Below are 14,812 nucleotides of genomic sequence, written 5' to 3'. Positions count from 1 at the left end.
AACTAAGGCGGGCCGGCCGCGGCCGCCGCGCGATGCTCGCAGGCGTAGACGAGCCGCTCGTTTGGCAGGTGCGGCAGGACCGCGCCGATGTCGCGCAGTTGATCGGCGAGCACGGTGCGCGCCTCCGGATCGGCGGTGCAGGACTTGACCTCCACTCCCTGGCGAAGCGCGCGGACCCGGGCCATGGCCTGGGCGTCGAGCAGGTAGCGGGTGACGACATATTCGCCGGTGCTCGGGCGGAACTGGAGCACCGAGACGGCCTGCTCGCCATTGGGGACGAGAATCCGGGTCCAGGTGTCGCCGTTGCGCGCATATTGGGTGCGCTCGTTCACGCAGCCATTCTCGTTCCAGTCCAGCGGCACGTCGGCGGTCGGCGAGACGGTGACCCGGCTGCGCTCGGCAACGAGGCGGCAGTTGTTGGCCCCGGCGAAGCGGGCGGGGGCGGACGCCGAGCCGGCCGCTGCCGCGGGCGCCGGCGCTTCGGCCGCGGCGAGGCTCGGCCGGGCGAGGAAGGCGACGATCGCCAGCAAGAGGAGCGCAGCGCCGGCCCCGCCCAATATCTTCGCCGGCTTCGTCCGGTCCTTGATCAGCATGATGCCGGCCCCGCCGAAGGCGACGAGCGACAAAGCGAGGCACAAGATGGCGAGCGCCAGGCGGTTCTCCCGGCTCTCCTCGACCTGGGCGATCGTGCGCTCGCGTTCGTCGCGGGCCTTGAGCGCGGCGCTGGCCGCCGCCGCCTCGCGGGCGCGGGCCTCGGCGTCGCCGCGCTCCGAATCCTGCCGCAGCCGATCGGCCATGGAGACGCATTCGGTGGTCACCGCCTGGAACGGCTGGCGCGCCTCGCGGAGGAAGGCGGTGAGCTCGCGGTTGGCGACGGCGAAGGCGAAGGGCGAATCGCCGCTCTCGTTGCGGGTGATGAGCGTGTTGACGCCCAGCACCCGCCCGCATTGATCGAGCAACGGCCCGCCCGAATGGCCGCGGGCGATGTTGGCGGTGTGCAGCAGGGTCGTGATTCCGTTGATCGGGCGGACGTTGGAGAAGATGCCGACCGAGCGGGTCGGCGGCAGCGGCTGGATGTAATCGTCGGCCGAGCGGGCGGTTGCGAGATCGACGTTGCCGGGATAGCCGAGCGCAGCGACCGGCGTTCCGTCGTCGAGCGGCCCGGTGAACAGCGGGATCGGCGGAAGCGAGCCTTCCTCGACCTCCAGAAGCGCGAGGTCGCGCGCCGGATCGACGGCGACGATTCGCGCCCGGCTGGCCTTGGCGCCTTCCGACGGGACGACCCCGATCGCCACGTCCGCGCCCTCCGCCGCCTGGGCGACGACATGGGCGTTGGTCACCACCCGGTTCGGAGCGACCGCGAAGCCCGAGCCGTGGCCGAAGCCCGACACCTCCCCGTCCTCGAAGGCGATGACGACCACGCGGACGACCGAGCGGCCGGCCGCCGAAATGTCGTCGGCGCGCGCCGGTGCGGCCAGCGCGGCCAGAGCGACGAGGAACGCAAGCAGCCGGCGCATCGTCACTTTCTATGGGGCGCGATCGCCCGCCGGCTGGCGGACCCGGCCGAACGGGCTGCCGCCCTCGACGAAGCGGGAATATGTTGAGGAAGTTGAGGCTTCTCCCCCGCGCGCGATGGCCCCGCGCATTCGGGAGTCGACCAGCGCCGATTCCTCGTCCGTCAGGCCCGGCAGCGGAAGCGGGCGGGCGGCCTTCCTGGGCGCGGCCTGCGCCCGGCGCGACGGGGCGGGGCCGGCCACCACCTTGTCCCAGGCGCGGCGGAAGCCGGCGGCGCCGGAGCGGCGGTACAGGCGGTAGGCGCTGCCGAGCGACATGCCGACCCGCGCCGCGGCGGCGCGCGGGCAGCCGCTTTGGGCCAGGGCGGCGATGAACGCGATCTGCCGCTCGGGCGTCCAGGGATCGCCGCACGGGCGCGGCGGGACCGGATCGAAACGGGGGATGGAAAGCGGCGACTCGGGGTCGCGGGAGGGAGGATTGCGGCGCATGACGCCAGTAGAACATGGATGGAATAAGCGGGAAAGCCCCCAGCGGGGAGGACGATGCCGTTTGCCGTCGTGCCCGGGCCCGCCGGAGCGATCAGAGAAATAACCTGGATATACTCCGATCGTCTTGATCCGGCGAAATCTGTTCAGTTAAGTCAAGTAATCGATTCGCCGCTTATGAATAGACGGCGAACGCTCGACGAACAGAGAGAAAAAGGTGATCCTTCTCGATGCCGCGCCGCTGATGGAAAGCAACGCCTTCGTGCCGGACGCCGCCGGCTCCGGCGGAGCGCCCTTCGCGGCCGGCACGCTGGAGGCGGCGATCGGGCGGTTGGGAGCAGCCGGGGCTGGCGCGGCGGAAGCGGAGCGCGGCGACATGCTGTTCGATCTCTTCGTCGACTCGCGCGCCGGCTACCGGGCCGAAGGCGCCGAGCGGACGGGGGAGGACATCCTCGCGGCGACGAGCTGGCGCGGCTTGCTGATCCATGACGATTCGGGCGCCGGTTCTCACAGCCCCGAAGGCCATGGCACGAAGGATATCGCGCTGCGCGCGGCGTTCGACGACATCGACGGCGACGGCAAGGAGGACGATCCGATCGTCGTCAAGGGCGAAAGGCCGAAGACCATGGACGATGACAGCGGCGGCGACATCGGTGGCGGGTATGGCGACGGAAGCTACCCTGGCGGTACACCCGGAGGAGGAGGCGGGGGAGGCCAAAGTGTGACGATAAGCCAAGAGACGGAGGACGCCAAGGATACTCCCTGCGTTGATGAGGTTCCCGCAGGCGTGGACAAGGAGCACCTCAATGATCTGGCGAAGCACGCTGGAACCGTCCTCGCGGGTCTCCAGGATTCTACGGGATGGGAATGGGGTGCGTTCATCTATCGAGGGTCTGATGGGCAATTATTTATCTCGGAGGCCTTTACAGCCCGCCATCAGGACGACCTCATCGGCGCGACGGTCCAACCTCCAGCTGGAGCGGTGATCGTCGGATGGATTCATACTCACCCAATAGACAGCGGCGATGACCAGCGAAATCTTTCGGTCGATGATCGTGATTTCGTTGCTACGTTGGTCTCTACGGGACGCGCTGATGCAAACATGCTGTCTTACGTGACGACCAAAGACAGAGACCTCGGCAGTTATGACAATTATTCCACATATGTTTATGACAAATCGAAGAGAAATTCCACTTCGCCAGGGTGCGATTTATGATTAATGTCGTGATCGCATTGTTGATGGTTTCCCCGCCTTCGGAATCAACCCCAATACGAATCGACATTCGGGAGATGAGCGGTCTTCGCCACAGCGATGAAGTCGTACGCGGGACGTGTGATGAGCGCCCGGTTTCTTTGACGATCACCAAAGCCTATCGAGATGCTCCGGGACGCCTGGTGCTTCGGCTTGGAAGGCGGACGCAAGAAATTCCGGTCAGTTTTCTTAACGGCCAGCTGGTTCAGGAAAGCCTTCAATCCGTGGGCTTGGCATGTGACGGCCGGCGTCTTCAGGTGCGCGCAATCGTTGCACGGGCCGATAGCGGCGGAGATATAGTCCTGGATGTGCAGCAGGCCACGCTCGACATCGCGACCGGGAGCCTCGTTATTGGTGCTCTCAGAACCTTGAGTCCCGCCGAGACGCGGAGCGAGCTACGATGAAGCCATGTTGAGCTTTCTCGCGGCACTGGTCGCCTGGCAATCGTTCCCGGAGCTGCCGCCGTCCTTGACTCTCGACGGCCATTTCATCGCCCCCCAGATCGAGGGCGCCTATCGCTTCGACTGCGGCTTCGGCCGCGCGGAGATCCGCTGGCGGCAGGAGCGGTTCGATCCCGACAGTTCGCCTTCGCTGAGCGATGCACTGCGCGTGACCTTGCTTCAGTTCTCGGTGCCGGAGCGTGGCGTCTCGCCCGCCGACCTCGGCCGGATACGGGCGATGCTGGAGCGCATGGCGTGGATCGAAAGCGCGACGGCGTGGTGCTATCCGGACCGCAGCATCGACGTGTGGCTCCGCGCGATGCCCAAGCGGGATTGGGTCCGCCATATCGAACGCGGCGACGCTGCGGCGCCGCGACCCGAGCCCTATCTCCATGTGATCAAGATCGCGGCGGATGGAACGATCCGGCTCGAACAGCCCGAAGAGGACACGCCTCCCTCCCGCTAAAAGGCGAATAGGGCCGGCCTCAGAGAAAGCTGTAGGGATCCACATCCACCGCCACCCGCACGCCGCGCGGCCAGGCCAGCGCGCCGAGCCATTCGCGGATGACGTCCTGCACCGGAACGGCGCGGGCGGCGTGGACCAGGAGGCGGTGGCGGTGGCGGCCGCGGAGCATCGCCAGCGGGGCGGGGGCGGGGCCGAAGACGGCCATGTTGTCGATGCGCGGCGCGGCGCGGCCGATCATCCGCGCGGCCTCGGCGGCCTCGGCCTGGTCTTCGGAGCTGACGATGATCGCGGCGAGGCGGCCGAAGGGGGGCATTGCCGCCTCGCGGCGAGCGTCGGTCTCGGCGGCGTAGAAGCCCTCCGAGTCGCCGCTCACCAAAGCCTGGATCACCCGCGCCGAAGGATCGTGGGTCTGGACGAGGACCCGGCCGTGGCGCTCGCCGCGCCCGGCGCGGCCCGAGACCTGCCGGATCTGCTGGAAGCTTCGCTCGGCGGCGCGCAGGTCCCCGCCAGACAGGCCGAGGTCGGCGTCGACCACGCCGACCAGAGTGAGATTGGGGAAGTGATAGCCCTTGGTCACGAGCTGGGTGCCGATGACGATGTCGATCGCGCTGGGCTGATCGTGGGGCGCCTCCATCCGCGCGACGAACTCGGCCGCTTTCGCGGGCGACCAGATGGTGTCCGAGGTGACGACGATCGTCCGAGCGTCGGGGAAGAGCGCCTTGACCTCGTCGGCGATCCGCTCGACCCCGGGGCCGCAGGCGACCAGGCTGTCCTCCTCCTTGCACTCCGGGCAGGCCTGGGGCGCGGGCATGACGTGGCCGCAATGGTGGCAGGCGAGGCGGCGGGTGAAGCGGTGCTCGACCATCCAGGCGGTGCAATTCGGGCACTGGAAGCGGTAGCCGCAATGGCGGCACAAAGTGAGCGGGGCGTAGCCGCGGCGGTTGAGGAAGAGCAAAGATTGCTCGCCGGCCGCGAGATTGTCCTCCAGCGCATCGACCAGCTCGGGCGCGAGCCAGCGGCCGCGCGGCGGCGGATCGGCGAGCATGTCGATCGCCGCCATGTCGGGCATTCGCGCGCCGCCGAAGCGGTCGGGCAAAGCGAGCGAGCGGTAGGTGCCGATCTCGGCCATGTGCCGGCTCTCGATCGCCGGCGTGGCCGAGGCGAGGATGACGGGCACCTCCTCCAGCTTGGCGCGCATCACGGCGACGTCGCGGGCGTGGTAGGGGACGCCTTCTTCCTGCTTGAAGCTCGTCTCGTGCGCCTCGTCGACGACGATCAGGCCGAGCCTGGGATAGGGGAGGAAGAGCGAGGAGCGGGCGCCGACGACGACCTTCGCCTCGCCGGTGGCGATCGCCCGCCAGGCGCGGCGGCGCTGCGATTGCCTGAGGCCCGAATGCCAGGGCACGGGATCGCAGCCGAAGCGGGCGGCGAAGCGCTTGAGGAAGGGCTCGGTCAGGGCGATTTCGGGGAGGAGGACGAGCGCCTGCTTTGCCTTCCGGATAGCCTCGGCGATGGCCTCGAAATAGACTTCGGTCTTGCCCGAACCGGTGACCCCGTCGAGCACGAAGGGTGCGAATTCGCCGGCCGCGACGGCCGCGCGCAGCTCGGCCGCGGCCTCCGCCTGGGCGGTTTCGAGCGCGGGGGGATCGTGATCCGGATCGGGATCGGGGAAGGGATCGTCGATCGCCACCTCGACCGGCTCGATCGCTCCGGCCTTGACCAGGCCGCGGATCACGCCGTCGGAGACGCCGCCGACGATCGCCAGCTCGCTGACCAGCCCCTGGCGTTCGCCGATCCGCTCCAGCGCCTGGGCGCGCTGCGGGGTCAGGCGCTCGGGTACATGGCCGGTCGCGCGATATTCGGTGATCGACCGGGCGCCGTCGAGAGCGCCCGAAGAGGGGAGCGCCATGCGCAGCACCGCGGCGATCGGCGCGAGATAATAATCCGCGGTCCATTCGATCAGCCGGCGCAAGGGTGCGGCAAGCGGGGGCAGGTCGTAAGCGTGGATCAGTGGGCGCAGGCGGTTGTCGCCGACCTCTTCGGTGGCGAGCCGCTCCGGCTCCCAAACCGCGCCGATCAGTTGGCGCGGCCCGAGCGGCGCGACGACGATCGAGCCGGGCTCGACCGCCATGCCGTGCGGCACCCGGTAATCGAGCGGGCCCAAAGCGGCGTTGAGGACGATGACACGGGCGCGGGACATTGCCCCCGCCATATCGCGATTGCGCGGCGATCTGGGAAGGGCGGGCGGAGCGCTCAGCCGCTCTTGACGTAGCGGGCCTTCTTCAGAGCGCCGTGGATGATCTTGATCTGGTCGACCGCCGCTGCGGCCCGGCCGGCGAAGCCCAGCACCACCGCGCCGGGGCCCGGCCTCCAGTCCGTGGGGACGCCGCCGCCGCCGCCCGCCGAGGTCGAACGCCCGTCGTCGAGCTGGATCTCGATCGCGTCGACATAGGTTCCGTGATGGATTCGCAGCAGCGACGGGAACTGGCCGTCCTCGAGAAAGAATTTCTCGCGGCTGTTTCCGTCCTGGCCGTGGATCCGCGTCCAGCGCCCCTTTTCGGAGGCATATTCCACCTCGATTCGGCGGATGACGTGGTGATCGTTCCATGTGCCGTCGGCAAGCCGGATCGAGGCGATCCGCACCCGGTTGCGGAACGCGTCCCCGACCGACATGAAGTCGAAGGTCCCGCCGCCCTCGTTGCCGAACGAGGCGGGCTGGCCGGCGGCGAAGTCCAGCACCGGCTCGCCGGACGCCAGCGAAGGAAGCACCGGCTTGGCGAAATTGCCGGTCGGATTGTCGCGCCAGGCGTCGACCTGGTCCTCGACCGTCTCCAGATCGGCCTCCACCTTCGCGCGAAGCGCGTCGAGCTCGGGATCCTCGAACCTGTAGCAGGCGTAGATGTCGTTCAGCCGCCTGATCTGGTGCTCCACGCCCTTGAGTCGAGCGAGGCTGGCGAGCACGCCCCTCGCGCCGAGGAAGTGGCGGCGGTTGGCGGTCACCTTGCCGAAACCGTCGCCGAAGCCGGGGATGTTCTCGTAATATTGGATCGCGAAGCCGGTCGTCACCGGCGCGTTCATCGTCTTCGACGAGAAAGCGAGCGCGAATTCGATCAGCTTGTCCTCACCCGGCAGGGCGACGCCGGTGATTCCGGTCATTTCCTGCTTGAGCGTCCAGTCCACCGACGTTTTGGACACGAAGCTCGAGATCTTCGCCTGCACGTCCGCCTTGGCGGTCATGCCGCTGTAGATGCCTTCCGCCTTGAGCGCGCTGGTCAGGCTGCTCTGCTCTTTCTGGGTCGCCGTTCGGAAGGTGTAGACCGCATAATATTCCCCGCCCTGGGTCGCTTCCTTGATGAAGGAATCTCCGTAGGAACGGACGAAGCGGGCCGCCGCCTTGTCGTCGGTCGGCGGCTCGATTCCCGCCTTGAGGCTGGCGTCGGTGACCCGCCAGGTGCCCGTTTCCTGGGCGGCATAGACGACGATGGTGACGCTCTTCTCCGTCACGTTGAGGCTTTTCATGAACTTCATCTTGGCGGTGACGTTCACCGCCTTGAGGTAGCTGACCGAGAGCGAACCATCGATCTCAAGCGCCTCCGCCAGCTCGCCGACGCTCTCGCAGACCTGGATGTTGAGAGCGTTGCGGCCGCCGCCATGCTCGTGGTCGCCGAGGACCGCGCTCGACGACAGCATGCCGCTCCCGACGCTGTCATAGCCGCTGAAAAGCCTGTTCGGCGTGTCGCCGGCGCCCGCGCTCGTCTGCGTCATCGCGATCTCTCCCCCCGGCCCGAAAAGGGCGAGTCGGGATAACATGGCCGCCTGGACCGGCAAAGGAGCGGAGCGCGCGCCGCCGGCGGAATGAATCGACTATGGACCGAACGTCGGATGGGGCGTGCGAGCCTATGTCGCGTAGCTGCAGGGCAGCAGCTTCGCCCAGACGACCTGGAGCGTGTTGATGTCGACGCCGCCGGTCCCCTGGAAGCCGAGGATGACCCGGCCGTCCGTCGCCTCGAAGCCGTCGGGCTTCCCGCCATCTCCGCCGGCCCAGGTCCTGACGCCGCGCGTGGTGACGATCTCCAGCCGGTCGATGATCTCGCCGCGGCGAACCGCGACCGTCTTCACGAACTCGTCGGAATCGAGGGCCAGCTTGTTCTGCGGGATGCCGCCTCCGCCGTCGCCGCCGATATGCCGCTCCTCGCCGTCGCCGTGGCCGTCGCGATAGAACATGGTGATCTTGTCGGCATGGTCGGACCCGCGAAGCTGGAGCCATTCGAGCCGCAGCCGCGCCTGCAAGGCCTGCTCGACCGGGGGATAGTCGCACACCCACGAGCCGGTGCTCGTCCCCCATTGATCCGTGATCCCCTTCTCGTATCGAAGGCGGGGCGGGCCCTTGGTCAGCGAGGTCAGCGCCGGGCGCTTGAGCGCCTGAAGGGGGTTGTCGCGATAGTCGACCAATTGCCTGCCGATCGCCGCGCGATCGGCGGCGACCTCCTGCTCGAACGCGGCGAGCGCCGTATCCCTGAAGCCGTAGCATTCGTGGATCTTGCGGACCCACTCGGCCTTGTTGCGCCGCGCCGCGAGCTGGACGAGCGCCCGCGCCAGCCCGCCCTCTTTCGCCAGGAAATAGTCGCGGTTGTCGGCCACCGGTTTGAAGGCGGCGCCGGGGAAGTCGGGGAGATTTTCGTAATGCGCGGTCGATCGGTCGATCACCACGGGACGGTTGAAGTTCATCTTCGGAAAGCGGCGCACGAAATCGGCCATGTCCTCGCGCTTGGGCATCTCCTCGCCGACGCCGGTCAGCCGTTGATCGAAGGTCCAGGCGATCCTGCTGTTCCTCGCGAATTCGTGGAGGTCCGCCACCACCTTGCCGTCGACCGAATTACCGCCCTTGGTGACCTTGGCCTCGAGCTCACCCTTGAGGCTTTTCTGCTCCTCGCTGGTCTGGGTCTGGAACGTGTAAACAGCGTGATATTCGCCGCCCATCGAGATCGAATCGACATAGGAATCGCCGTGAGCCCGGACGAACTCGACCAGCTTCGCGGGATCGAGCGGAGCCTCCAGCCTCGGCTTTTTGGCAGTGAGCTGCTTCTCCCGGTGGCGCGCATGGACGACGATCGAGATGCTCTCGGTGGTCGCTTTCTGCTTGCGGACGAATTCCAGCTTCTCGTCGGCCTTGCCGATGTCGCCGAACTCGATCGCCAGCGACTGATCGATGTTCAGCGCCTGGGTCAGCTCGCTCATACCCTCGCACACCGCGATATGAGAGGAATCGGCGCTCCCGCCCTCGTCGGTGCCGGAAGGCGTCAGCGCCGCGCTGCGCAATTCCCCCGCGATGCTGTCATAACCGTCGAGCAGCATCGCCGACGGCGCGCCGCCCTTCGGCGGCCTTGCTTCATGTTCCGAATTCCCGCCCATAACCCCCTCCCCGCCATGCATAGGCGAAGTAGAAGATGCGTTTTTCGCCTTCGCCCCTGCGATCAGGACCCGGGCTCCTCATCGATCAGGTCCGAACAAGGCCTACCAAAAATGACGATTTCGGTGAAGCGGCGGAATGGTCCGACTTGGGGATTTCTTCGCCGCACTGTCGATTCAGGCGCGGCTCGTGCTATCGTGGCCGGGGAGGCGCGGCACATGATTGCACGCCAGGATACGACTGAGGCCCAGGAACGGCTCGACGGCTTTATCGACAAGTTCACGCCGCAGGTGGCGGCGCTGACCCGCGCCCTGCTGGCCAGGGCACGGGCGCGGATTCCGGGGGCGCAGGTGCTGGTCTACGACAATTACAACGCGCTCGCGATCGGCTTCGCCCGCGGCGAGAAGGCCGGCGAGGCGATCCTGTCGCTCGCGGTGATGCCGCGCTGGGTGACGCTCTGCTTCCTGTGGGGCAAGACTCTGCCCGATCCGCACGGCCTGCTGAAGGGCGAGGGGAGCCGGGTGCGCCACGTCCGGCTCCACGCGCCGGAGGATTTCGACGATCCGCCTATCCAGGCGCTGATCGTCGCGGCGCTCGACCGGGCCGAGGCGCCGATCGACCCGCGGGCCGAGGAGCGGCTGATCATCAAGTCGGTCTCGGCCAAGCAAAGGCCGCGCCGGCCTAACTAGGGATTGTCCCTCTTTTTCCGGCCGCGGTTTCGCGGGCGGCGGCGTAACGAAGGGAACGGGAAAGCGCCTCGTGCGTCCCACCTCGCGCAACGCCATGGAGCCCGTCATGACCCACGCCGAAGCCGAAAATACGCCCAAATCCTGGACCCTGGCCGAGCAGGTCGCGCGCGGCCTCGGCTGGTTCTCGTTCGGCCTCGGCGCCGCCGAGCTTGTCGCGCCCGGCCGGCTTGCGCGGTGGCTCGGCCTCGAGGGCAAGGAAGGCCTGATCCGCTTCTACGGCGCGCGCGAGATCGGGGCTGGAGTCGGCGCCTTCGCCGCCAATCCGGCGCCGGCGATGATCGCGCGCGCCGCAGGCGATTTCGTCGATCTCGGGACGCTCGCTTTGGGGCTGAGGAGCGAGGACCGCGCCGTCCGCCGCAACGTCGTCGCAGCCATGGCCGCGGTCGCCGGAGTCACGCTGGTCGACATCTGGGCCGCGGCCAAGCTGACGGCCGAGCGGCGCGCGCAGCGGGCCGAGGCGCTCGCCGGCGCCTGAGCCGCCGGCGAGCGGGAAATAGCGACAGTCCCCAATTTCGGGCGCGGGGGCCATTGCCTCGGGCGGCGCGGGACCATAATCCTGAAATCGGGTTGGATTTGCCGCGGTGGGGGATCAGGTGGTCGGCGCCGGTACGCTCTTTTCCTATCTGAGCGCGTTCGTCACGATCGTGCTCGCGCTCGCCCTTTCCGATCTGCTGATCAGCCTTCACCGGCTGCTCCGCCGCGCCCACGCCGTGAAATGGGCGGCGCTTCCGGTCGCCGCCGCCTTGCTCGTCCTGCTCCTGCTGATCTCCGAATTCTTCAGCATCTGGAGCATGACCGTGGTCGATCGGGTGAGCTTCGGCGGCCTGGTCGTGCTGCTTCTGCCCAACGTCTTCGTCTTCCTCGCGGCGAGCGCGGTGCTTCCGGACGAGGTCGGCGAGGAAGGGATCGATCTCGGCCGCTTCTATTTCGAAAACCGCCTCTATTTCTACCTCACTTTGGCCTGCGCGCTGGCGGCGGACGCGCCGCGCGCGGCGATGGCCGGCGAGGCCGACCTCGCCGGGCTGCTGCTCGACATCGCCTTGCCGACAGTGCTGATCGCATCGCTGTTCGTCGCCATGGCGCTATCGGAGAGGCGCTGGCTGCACTGGACCGGCCTCGCCATCGCCTACGCTCTGATCTCCCTCAATTTCACCGCCCAGACGATCGCCGCGCCGGCCGCGATCGTCGGCCAGGGTTGACCGGGGGCGGGCAGGGACCCTAGGCCGAGCGACATGAAATTCTTCGCCGACACCGCCGACACCGCAGAAATCCGCGACCTGGCCGAAACCGGTCTGCTCGACGGCGTGACCACCAATCCCAGCCTCGTCCACAAGGCGGGGCGCGACTTCATCGAGGTGGTGCGCGAAATTTGCGGGATCGTCGACGGGCCGGTCTCGGCCGAGGTGGTCGCTCTCGACCATGACGGGATGATGCGCGAGGCCGAGGTGCTTCGCAAGATCGCCGACAATATCGCGGTCAAGGTGCCGCTGACGGTCGACGGGCTCAAGACCTGCAAGAAGCTCACCGGCGACGGGACGATGGTCAACGTCACCTTGTGCTTCTCGGCCAACCAGGCCTTGCTCGCGGCCAAGGCCGGCGCGACCTTCGTCTCGCCGTTCCTCGGCCGGCTCGACGATATCGGCCAGACGGGCATGGAGCTGATCGCTGACATCCGCCTGATCTATGACAATTACGATTTCGCCACGCAGATCCTGGCGGCCAGCATCCGCCACCCGATCCATGTGCTCGAGGCGGCCAAGCTCGGCGCCGACGTGATGACCGCGCCGCCGGCGGTGATCCGGGCCCTGTTCAAACACCCGCTGACCGAGGCGGGGATCAAGACGTTTCTCGCCGACTGGGAGAAGACGGGGCAGTCGATCGGCTAGGGTGCGGACTCGAGTCGAAGTTCACCCTTGGAATTAATAAGGAGTCATCCCGGCGAAAGCCGGGACCTATGAACACTTTGGGTCGAGGAGAGGCGCAGACTTGCGTCTTTCCACCGAATACCGCGTTCATGGGTCCCGGCTTTCGCCGGGATGACTCTGAATTTTTCTCGCCAATCCAGGCAAGCCTAACTGAGTCCGGACCTAAACCGCGGCGCCTTCGCGCTGTGGGTCCAGCAGGCCCATCGATCGGAAACTCGCCCAGCCGGCGCGCGAAATGACGATGTGATCGTGGACGCAAATCCCCATCGACGAGGCGGCCATGAGGATCCGCCGGGTCGCGTCGACGTCGCCGTCGCTCGGCTGGTGGCTGCCGGAGGGATGGTTGTGAACGAGGATGAGGCCGACGGCGCCGACTTCGAGCGCCCGCTTGACCACCTCACGCGGATAGGCCGGCGCCTCGCCGACCGTCCCCTCCCAGATGAGATCGTCGGCGATGAGCGCGTTCTGCGCGGTCAGGAAGAGGACGCGGAAGCGCTCGTTGGTGAGATTGGCCATGTCGGCCTTGAGATAATCGAGCAGCTGCTTCGAAGTGGAGACGACCGGGCGCTCCGCCACCCGCACGCGAAGGCCGTGAACGAGGCTGTCCTGGACCCGCCCGAGGAAGCGCGCCGGCGCCGGACCGGTGATCTGCGCCCGCTCGCTGGTCCGCGCCGCGAGCGCCGCGGGAAGAGAGCCGAAGCGGGCGACCAGAGCGTCGGCCCAGCGCTCGGATTCGCCCGGCCAGGCGGGGCGGAGAAGCGAATCGAGCAGCGAGCGGCAGCGGCCGGTTTCTTCTTCTCCGAGAGCCACCCGCGAAACCTCGCCGCCATCGCACGGCTGCGGACCGCAGGGGTCGCGCGACAGGGCCACGGAATGGCTGGCGGACGTCGCGACGTCGCCGAGCCCTCCGCCGGCCGGGTCTTGTCCGGAACGGCCCGCCGGCGAGGCTGGGGACTGCAAGCGGCCGCGCACGCGCCGGCGCAGCATCCGCGGCTCCGTCCGGCGCAAGCGGCGTTCCTCGCTGGCTTTGCCCACGATCAGAGCAGCCCCAGGTTGCGGAAGCTCGACCAACCCGACCGGGCGACGATCAGGTGATCGTGGATGCAGATGTCGAGCGCCTTGGCGGCCTCGGCGATTCGCCGGGTCGAGTCGATGTCGCCCTGGCTCGGCGAGGGGTCTCCCGACGGGTGGTTGTGGACCAGGATCAGGGCCGTCGAGCCGAGCTCCAGGGCGCGCTTCATGATCGCGCGCGGATGGATCGCGATCTCGCTCACCGAGCCTTCGCTCATGGTCTCGTCGGCGAGCAGCCGGTTCTTGGCGTTGAGGAACAGAACGCGAAGCCGCTCCGTCGGCAAATGCGCGAGATCGGCGAACAGATAGTCGACCAGCGCCCGCAGGTTGCCGAGGACCGGGCCCTTGAGGATCTCGGCGCGAAGCACGTGGAGCATCACGTCGCGGATCATTCCCAGATGAGGGACGGCGGGGTGGCCGGCGCCGAGCAGCCGGGCCTGCGCGGCCGGCCCGGCGGCGAGGATCGCCGCGACCGAGCCGAACTCGCCGATCAGCGCATCGGCGCTGCCGGCCGCCCCGAACGGCCGGAGAAGCTCGACCAGGACGGATCGCTCCCGAAGCGCTTGAGACGACGCTGGTGGTTGAAGGTGCCGAAGGCGATGATGGCCAGAATCGGATAGCTCCAGATGCCGAGAAGAAAGGCGTAAGCCCAGCGTATCATCTGCGGGTCGGCCAACTTTGCGAGATGACCGACTGTACTGACGGCTTGCAAGGCTGTCACCCATAATGGCCACCATCTTCGAGCACGGAGCGCGAGCACCAGAAGCGCGACGGTTGTTGCCAAGTCGAGAGCCATGATTCCGACCTCAACTGCTCCGAAGCGCTGCGCCCACGCTCGGTAAGTAAGCACTGTGAGAGCGGTGCCGATCGCATAAATCGCGGCGCCAATTCGCTCCGGCGCACCGCCGCGCAGGAGCGCGTAACCGCAACAGACGAGCAGCAGAAGGTAAAAGACAATGAGCTTAACCATAGGTTGATCGGACCACGCGACCGCGATCCGGTCAAGTCCATCTTCAGGCGGCTATGAGGGTGGTCCGCGGCGCTACGCTGGTCTTGAGCTTCGCCCCCCGATTCCTGCCTTCTCATCACAAGCGACTCTCCTTGCAACCTTCCTACGGCGCTAATTAGGCAACGACCTTGAGGTGGCCACTTTGCTCTCCGGTCGGCTGGGGCGGCTTAGGCCAATCGGTTCCGTCGCCGACCGCAATAGTGCGCAAACCAACTTGGATTTTGGTCTCGCTCAGCCGCTTGTGAGTTTCGACGATGTCGCAACGAGCTCGCGCGAGAGCGGCAAAGGCGGAGGCCGATACCTCGAATGCGTCCTGGCCGACGAGCGCGGACAGCTTTGCATCGATTCGAGCAGTGACGATGTTGCCATTAAGTTCGGCAGCTCGAGCGAGCGCGTTGTCGATGGCCTGCTCCGCGGCGAAAAGGCTTTCCGCGACCTTGATCGCAGCACTACGACGAGCCTTCAGCATAAAGCTTCCCCCTCTCCACGC

Annotated in this window: 15 protein-coding genes; 7 read left to right on the top strand and 8 right to left on the bottom strand. The window is 67.3% G+C overall.

From position 1 onward, the window contains the following. Positions 1-2: 2 nt before the first annotated feature. Positions 3-1,517, bottom strand: a complete 1,515-nt coding sequence (locus E6G92_07905) for a trypsin-like peptidase domain-containing protein (GenBank protein TMJ19684.1) — start codon at positions 1,515-1,517, stop codon at positions 3-5. Between the two features lie 9 nt (positions 1,518-1,526). Further along, the gene (locus tag E6G92_07900; protein TMJ19683.1) at positions 1,527-2,003 is read right to left on the bottom strand and encodes a hypothetical protein; all 477 of its coding nucleotides are present in this window, start codon (positions 2,001-2,003) and stop codon (positions 1,527-1,529) included. Positions 2,004-2,217: 214 nt separating this feature from the next. Between E6G92_07900 and E6G92_07895 the strand changes: the two genes are divergently transcribed. Genes E6G92_07895 through E6G92_07885 form a run of 3 tightly spaced genes read left to right on the top strand, consistent with a single transcriptional unit; the run spans position 2,218 to position 4,158 of the window. Beyond that, positions 2,218-3,216, top strand: coding sequence for a hypothetical protein (locus E6G92_07895; GenBank protein TMJ19682.1), 999 nt, complete (start codon positions 2,218-2,220; stop codon positions 3,214-3,216). Next, positions 3,213-3,656, top strand: coding sequence for a hypothetical protein (locus E6G92_07890; protein ID TMJ19681.1), 444 nt, complete (start codon positions 3,213-3,215; stop codon positions 3,654-3,656). The genes E6G92_07895 and E6G92_07890 overlap by 4 nt, the downstream gene beginning before the upstream one ends. A gap of 4 nt (positions 3,657-3,660) precedes the next feature. Beyond that, complete coding sequence (locus tag E6G92_07885) at positions 3,661-4,158, top strand: hypothetical protein (GenBank protein TMJ19680.1); 498 nt, start codon at positions 3,661-3,663, stop codon at positions 4,156-4,158. 19 nt (positions 4,159-4,177) lie between these two features. Here E6G92_07885 and E6G92_07880 read toward each other — a convergent pair whose 3' ends face one another. The 3 genes from E6G92_07880 to E6G92_07870 all read right to left on the bottom strand — a co-directional run bounded on the left by E6G92_07880 (position 4,178) and on the right by E6G92_07870 (position 9,570). Continuing rightward, positions 4,178-6,358, bottom strand: coding sequence for a primosomal protein N' (locus E6G92_07880; GenBank protein TMJ19679.1), 2,181 nt, complete (start codon positions 6,356-6,358; stop codon positions 4,178-4,180). A gap of 53 nt (positions 6,359-6,411) precedes the next feature. Continuing rightward, positions 6,412-7,923, bottom strand: a complete 1,512-nt coding sequence (locus tag E6G92_07875) for a hypothetical protein (GenBank protein ID TMJ19678.1) — start codon at positions 7,921-7,923, stop codon at positions 6,412-6,414. Between the two features lie 132 nt (positions 7,924-8,055). Further along, positions 8,056-9,570: a hypothetical protein gene (locus E6G92_07870; GenBank protein TMJ19677.1), complete on the bottom strand. Its 1,515-nt coding sequence runs from the start codon at positions 9,568-9,570 to the stop codon at positions 8,056-8,058. 216 nt (positions 9,571-9,786) lie between these two features. Here E6G92_07870 and E6G92_07865 point away from each other — a divergent pair, with 216 nt between their 5' ends. The 4 genes from E6G92_07865 (at position 9,787) to fsa (ending at position 12,203) form a co-directional block, all read left to right on the top strand. After that, a complete protein-coding gene (locus E6G92_07865) occupies positions 9,787-10,257 on the top strand; it encodes a DUF1801 domain-containing protein (GenBank protein ID TMJ19676.1) in 471 nt (156 codons plus the stop codon). 106 nt (positions 10,258-10,363) lie between these two features. Then, positions 10,364-10,792: a hypothetical protein gene (locus tag E6G92_07860; protein TMJ19675.1), complete on the top strand. Its 429-nt coding sequence runs from the start codon at positions 10,364-10,366 to the stop codon at positions 10,790-10,792. 106 nt (positions 10,793-10,898) lie between these two features. Next, positions 10,899-11,516, top strand: a complete 618-nt coding sequence (locus E6G92_07855) for a hypothetical protein (protein TMJ19674.1) — start codon at positions 10,899-10,901, stop codon at positions 11,514-11,516. 33 nt (positions 11,517-11,549) lie between these two features. Then, positions 11,550-12,203, top strand: coding sequence for a fructose-6-phosphate aldolase (fsa, locus tag E6G92_07850; GenBank protein ID TMJ19673.1), 654 nt, complete (start codon positions 11,550-11,552; stop codon positions 12,201-12,203). 201 nt (positions 12,204-12,404) lie between these two features. Here the strand turns inward: fsa and radC (E6G92_07845) are convergent, their stop codons facing one another. From radC (E6G92_07845) to E6G92_07835, 3 genes are all read right to left on the bottom strand, one after another. Continuing rightward, positions 12,405-13,052 carry a DNA repair protein RadC gene (gene radC / locus E6G92_07845; protein TMJ19672.1) on the bottom strand — a complete coding sequence of 216 codons (648 nt, stop codon included), beginning with the start codon at positions 13,050-13,052 and terminating at the stop codon, positions 12,405-12,407. Positions 13,053-13,279: 227 nt separating this feature from the next. Beyond that, positions 13,280-14,038, bottom strand: a complete 759-nt coding sequence (gene radC, locus E6G92_07840) for a DNA repair protein RadC (GenBank protein ID TMJ19671.1) — start codon at positions 14,036-14,038, stop codon at positions 13,280-13,282. 399 nt (positions 14,039-14,437) lie between these two features. Next, complete coding sequence (locus E6G92_07835; protein TMJ19670.1) at positions 14,438-14,791, bottom strand: hypothetical protein; 354 nt, start codon at positions 14,789-14,791, stop codon at positions 14,438-14,440. Between the last annotated feature and the right edge of the window lie 21 nt (positions 14,792-14,812).

The organism is Alphaproteobacteria bacterium (assembly GCA_005883305.1).
Classification (GTDB): domain Bacteria; phylum Pseudomonadota; class Alphaproteobacteria; order Sphingomonadales; family Sphingomonadaceae; genus Allosphingosinicella.
This window is presented reverse-complemented; position numbering and strand designations above follow the sequence as displayed.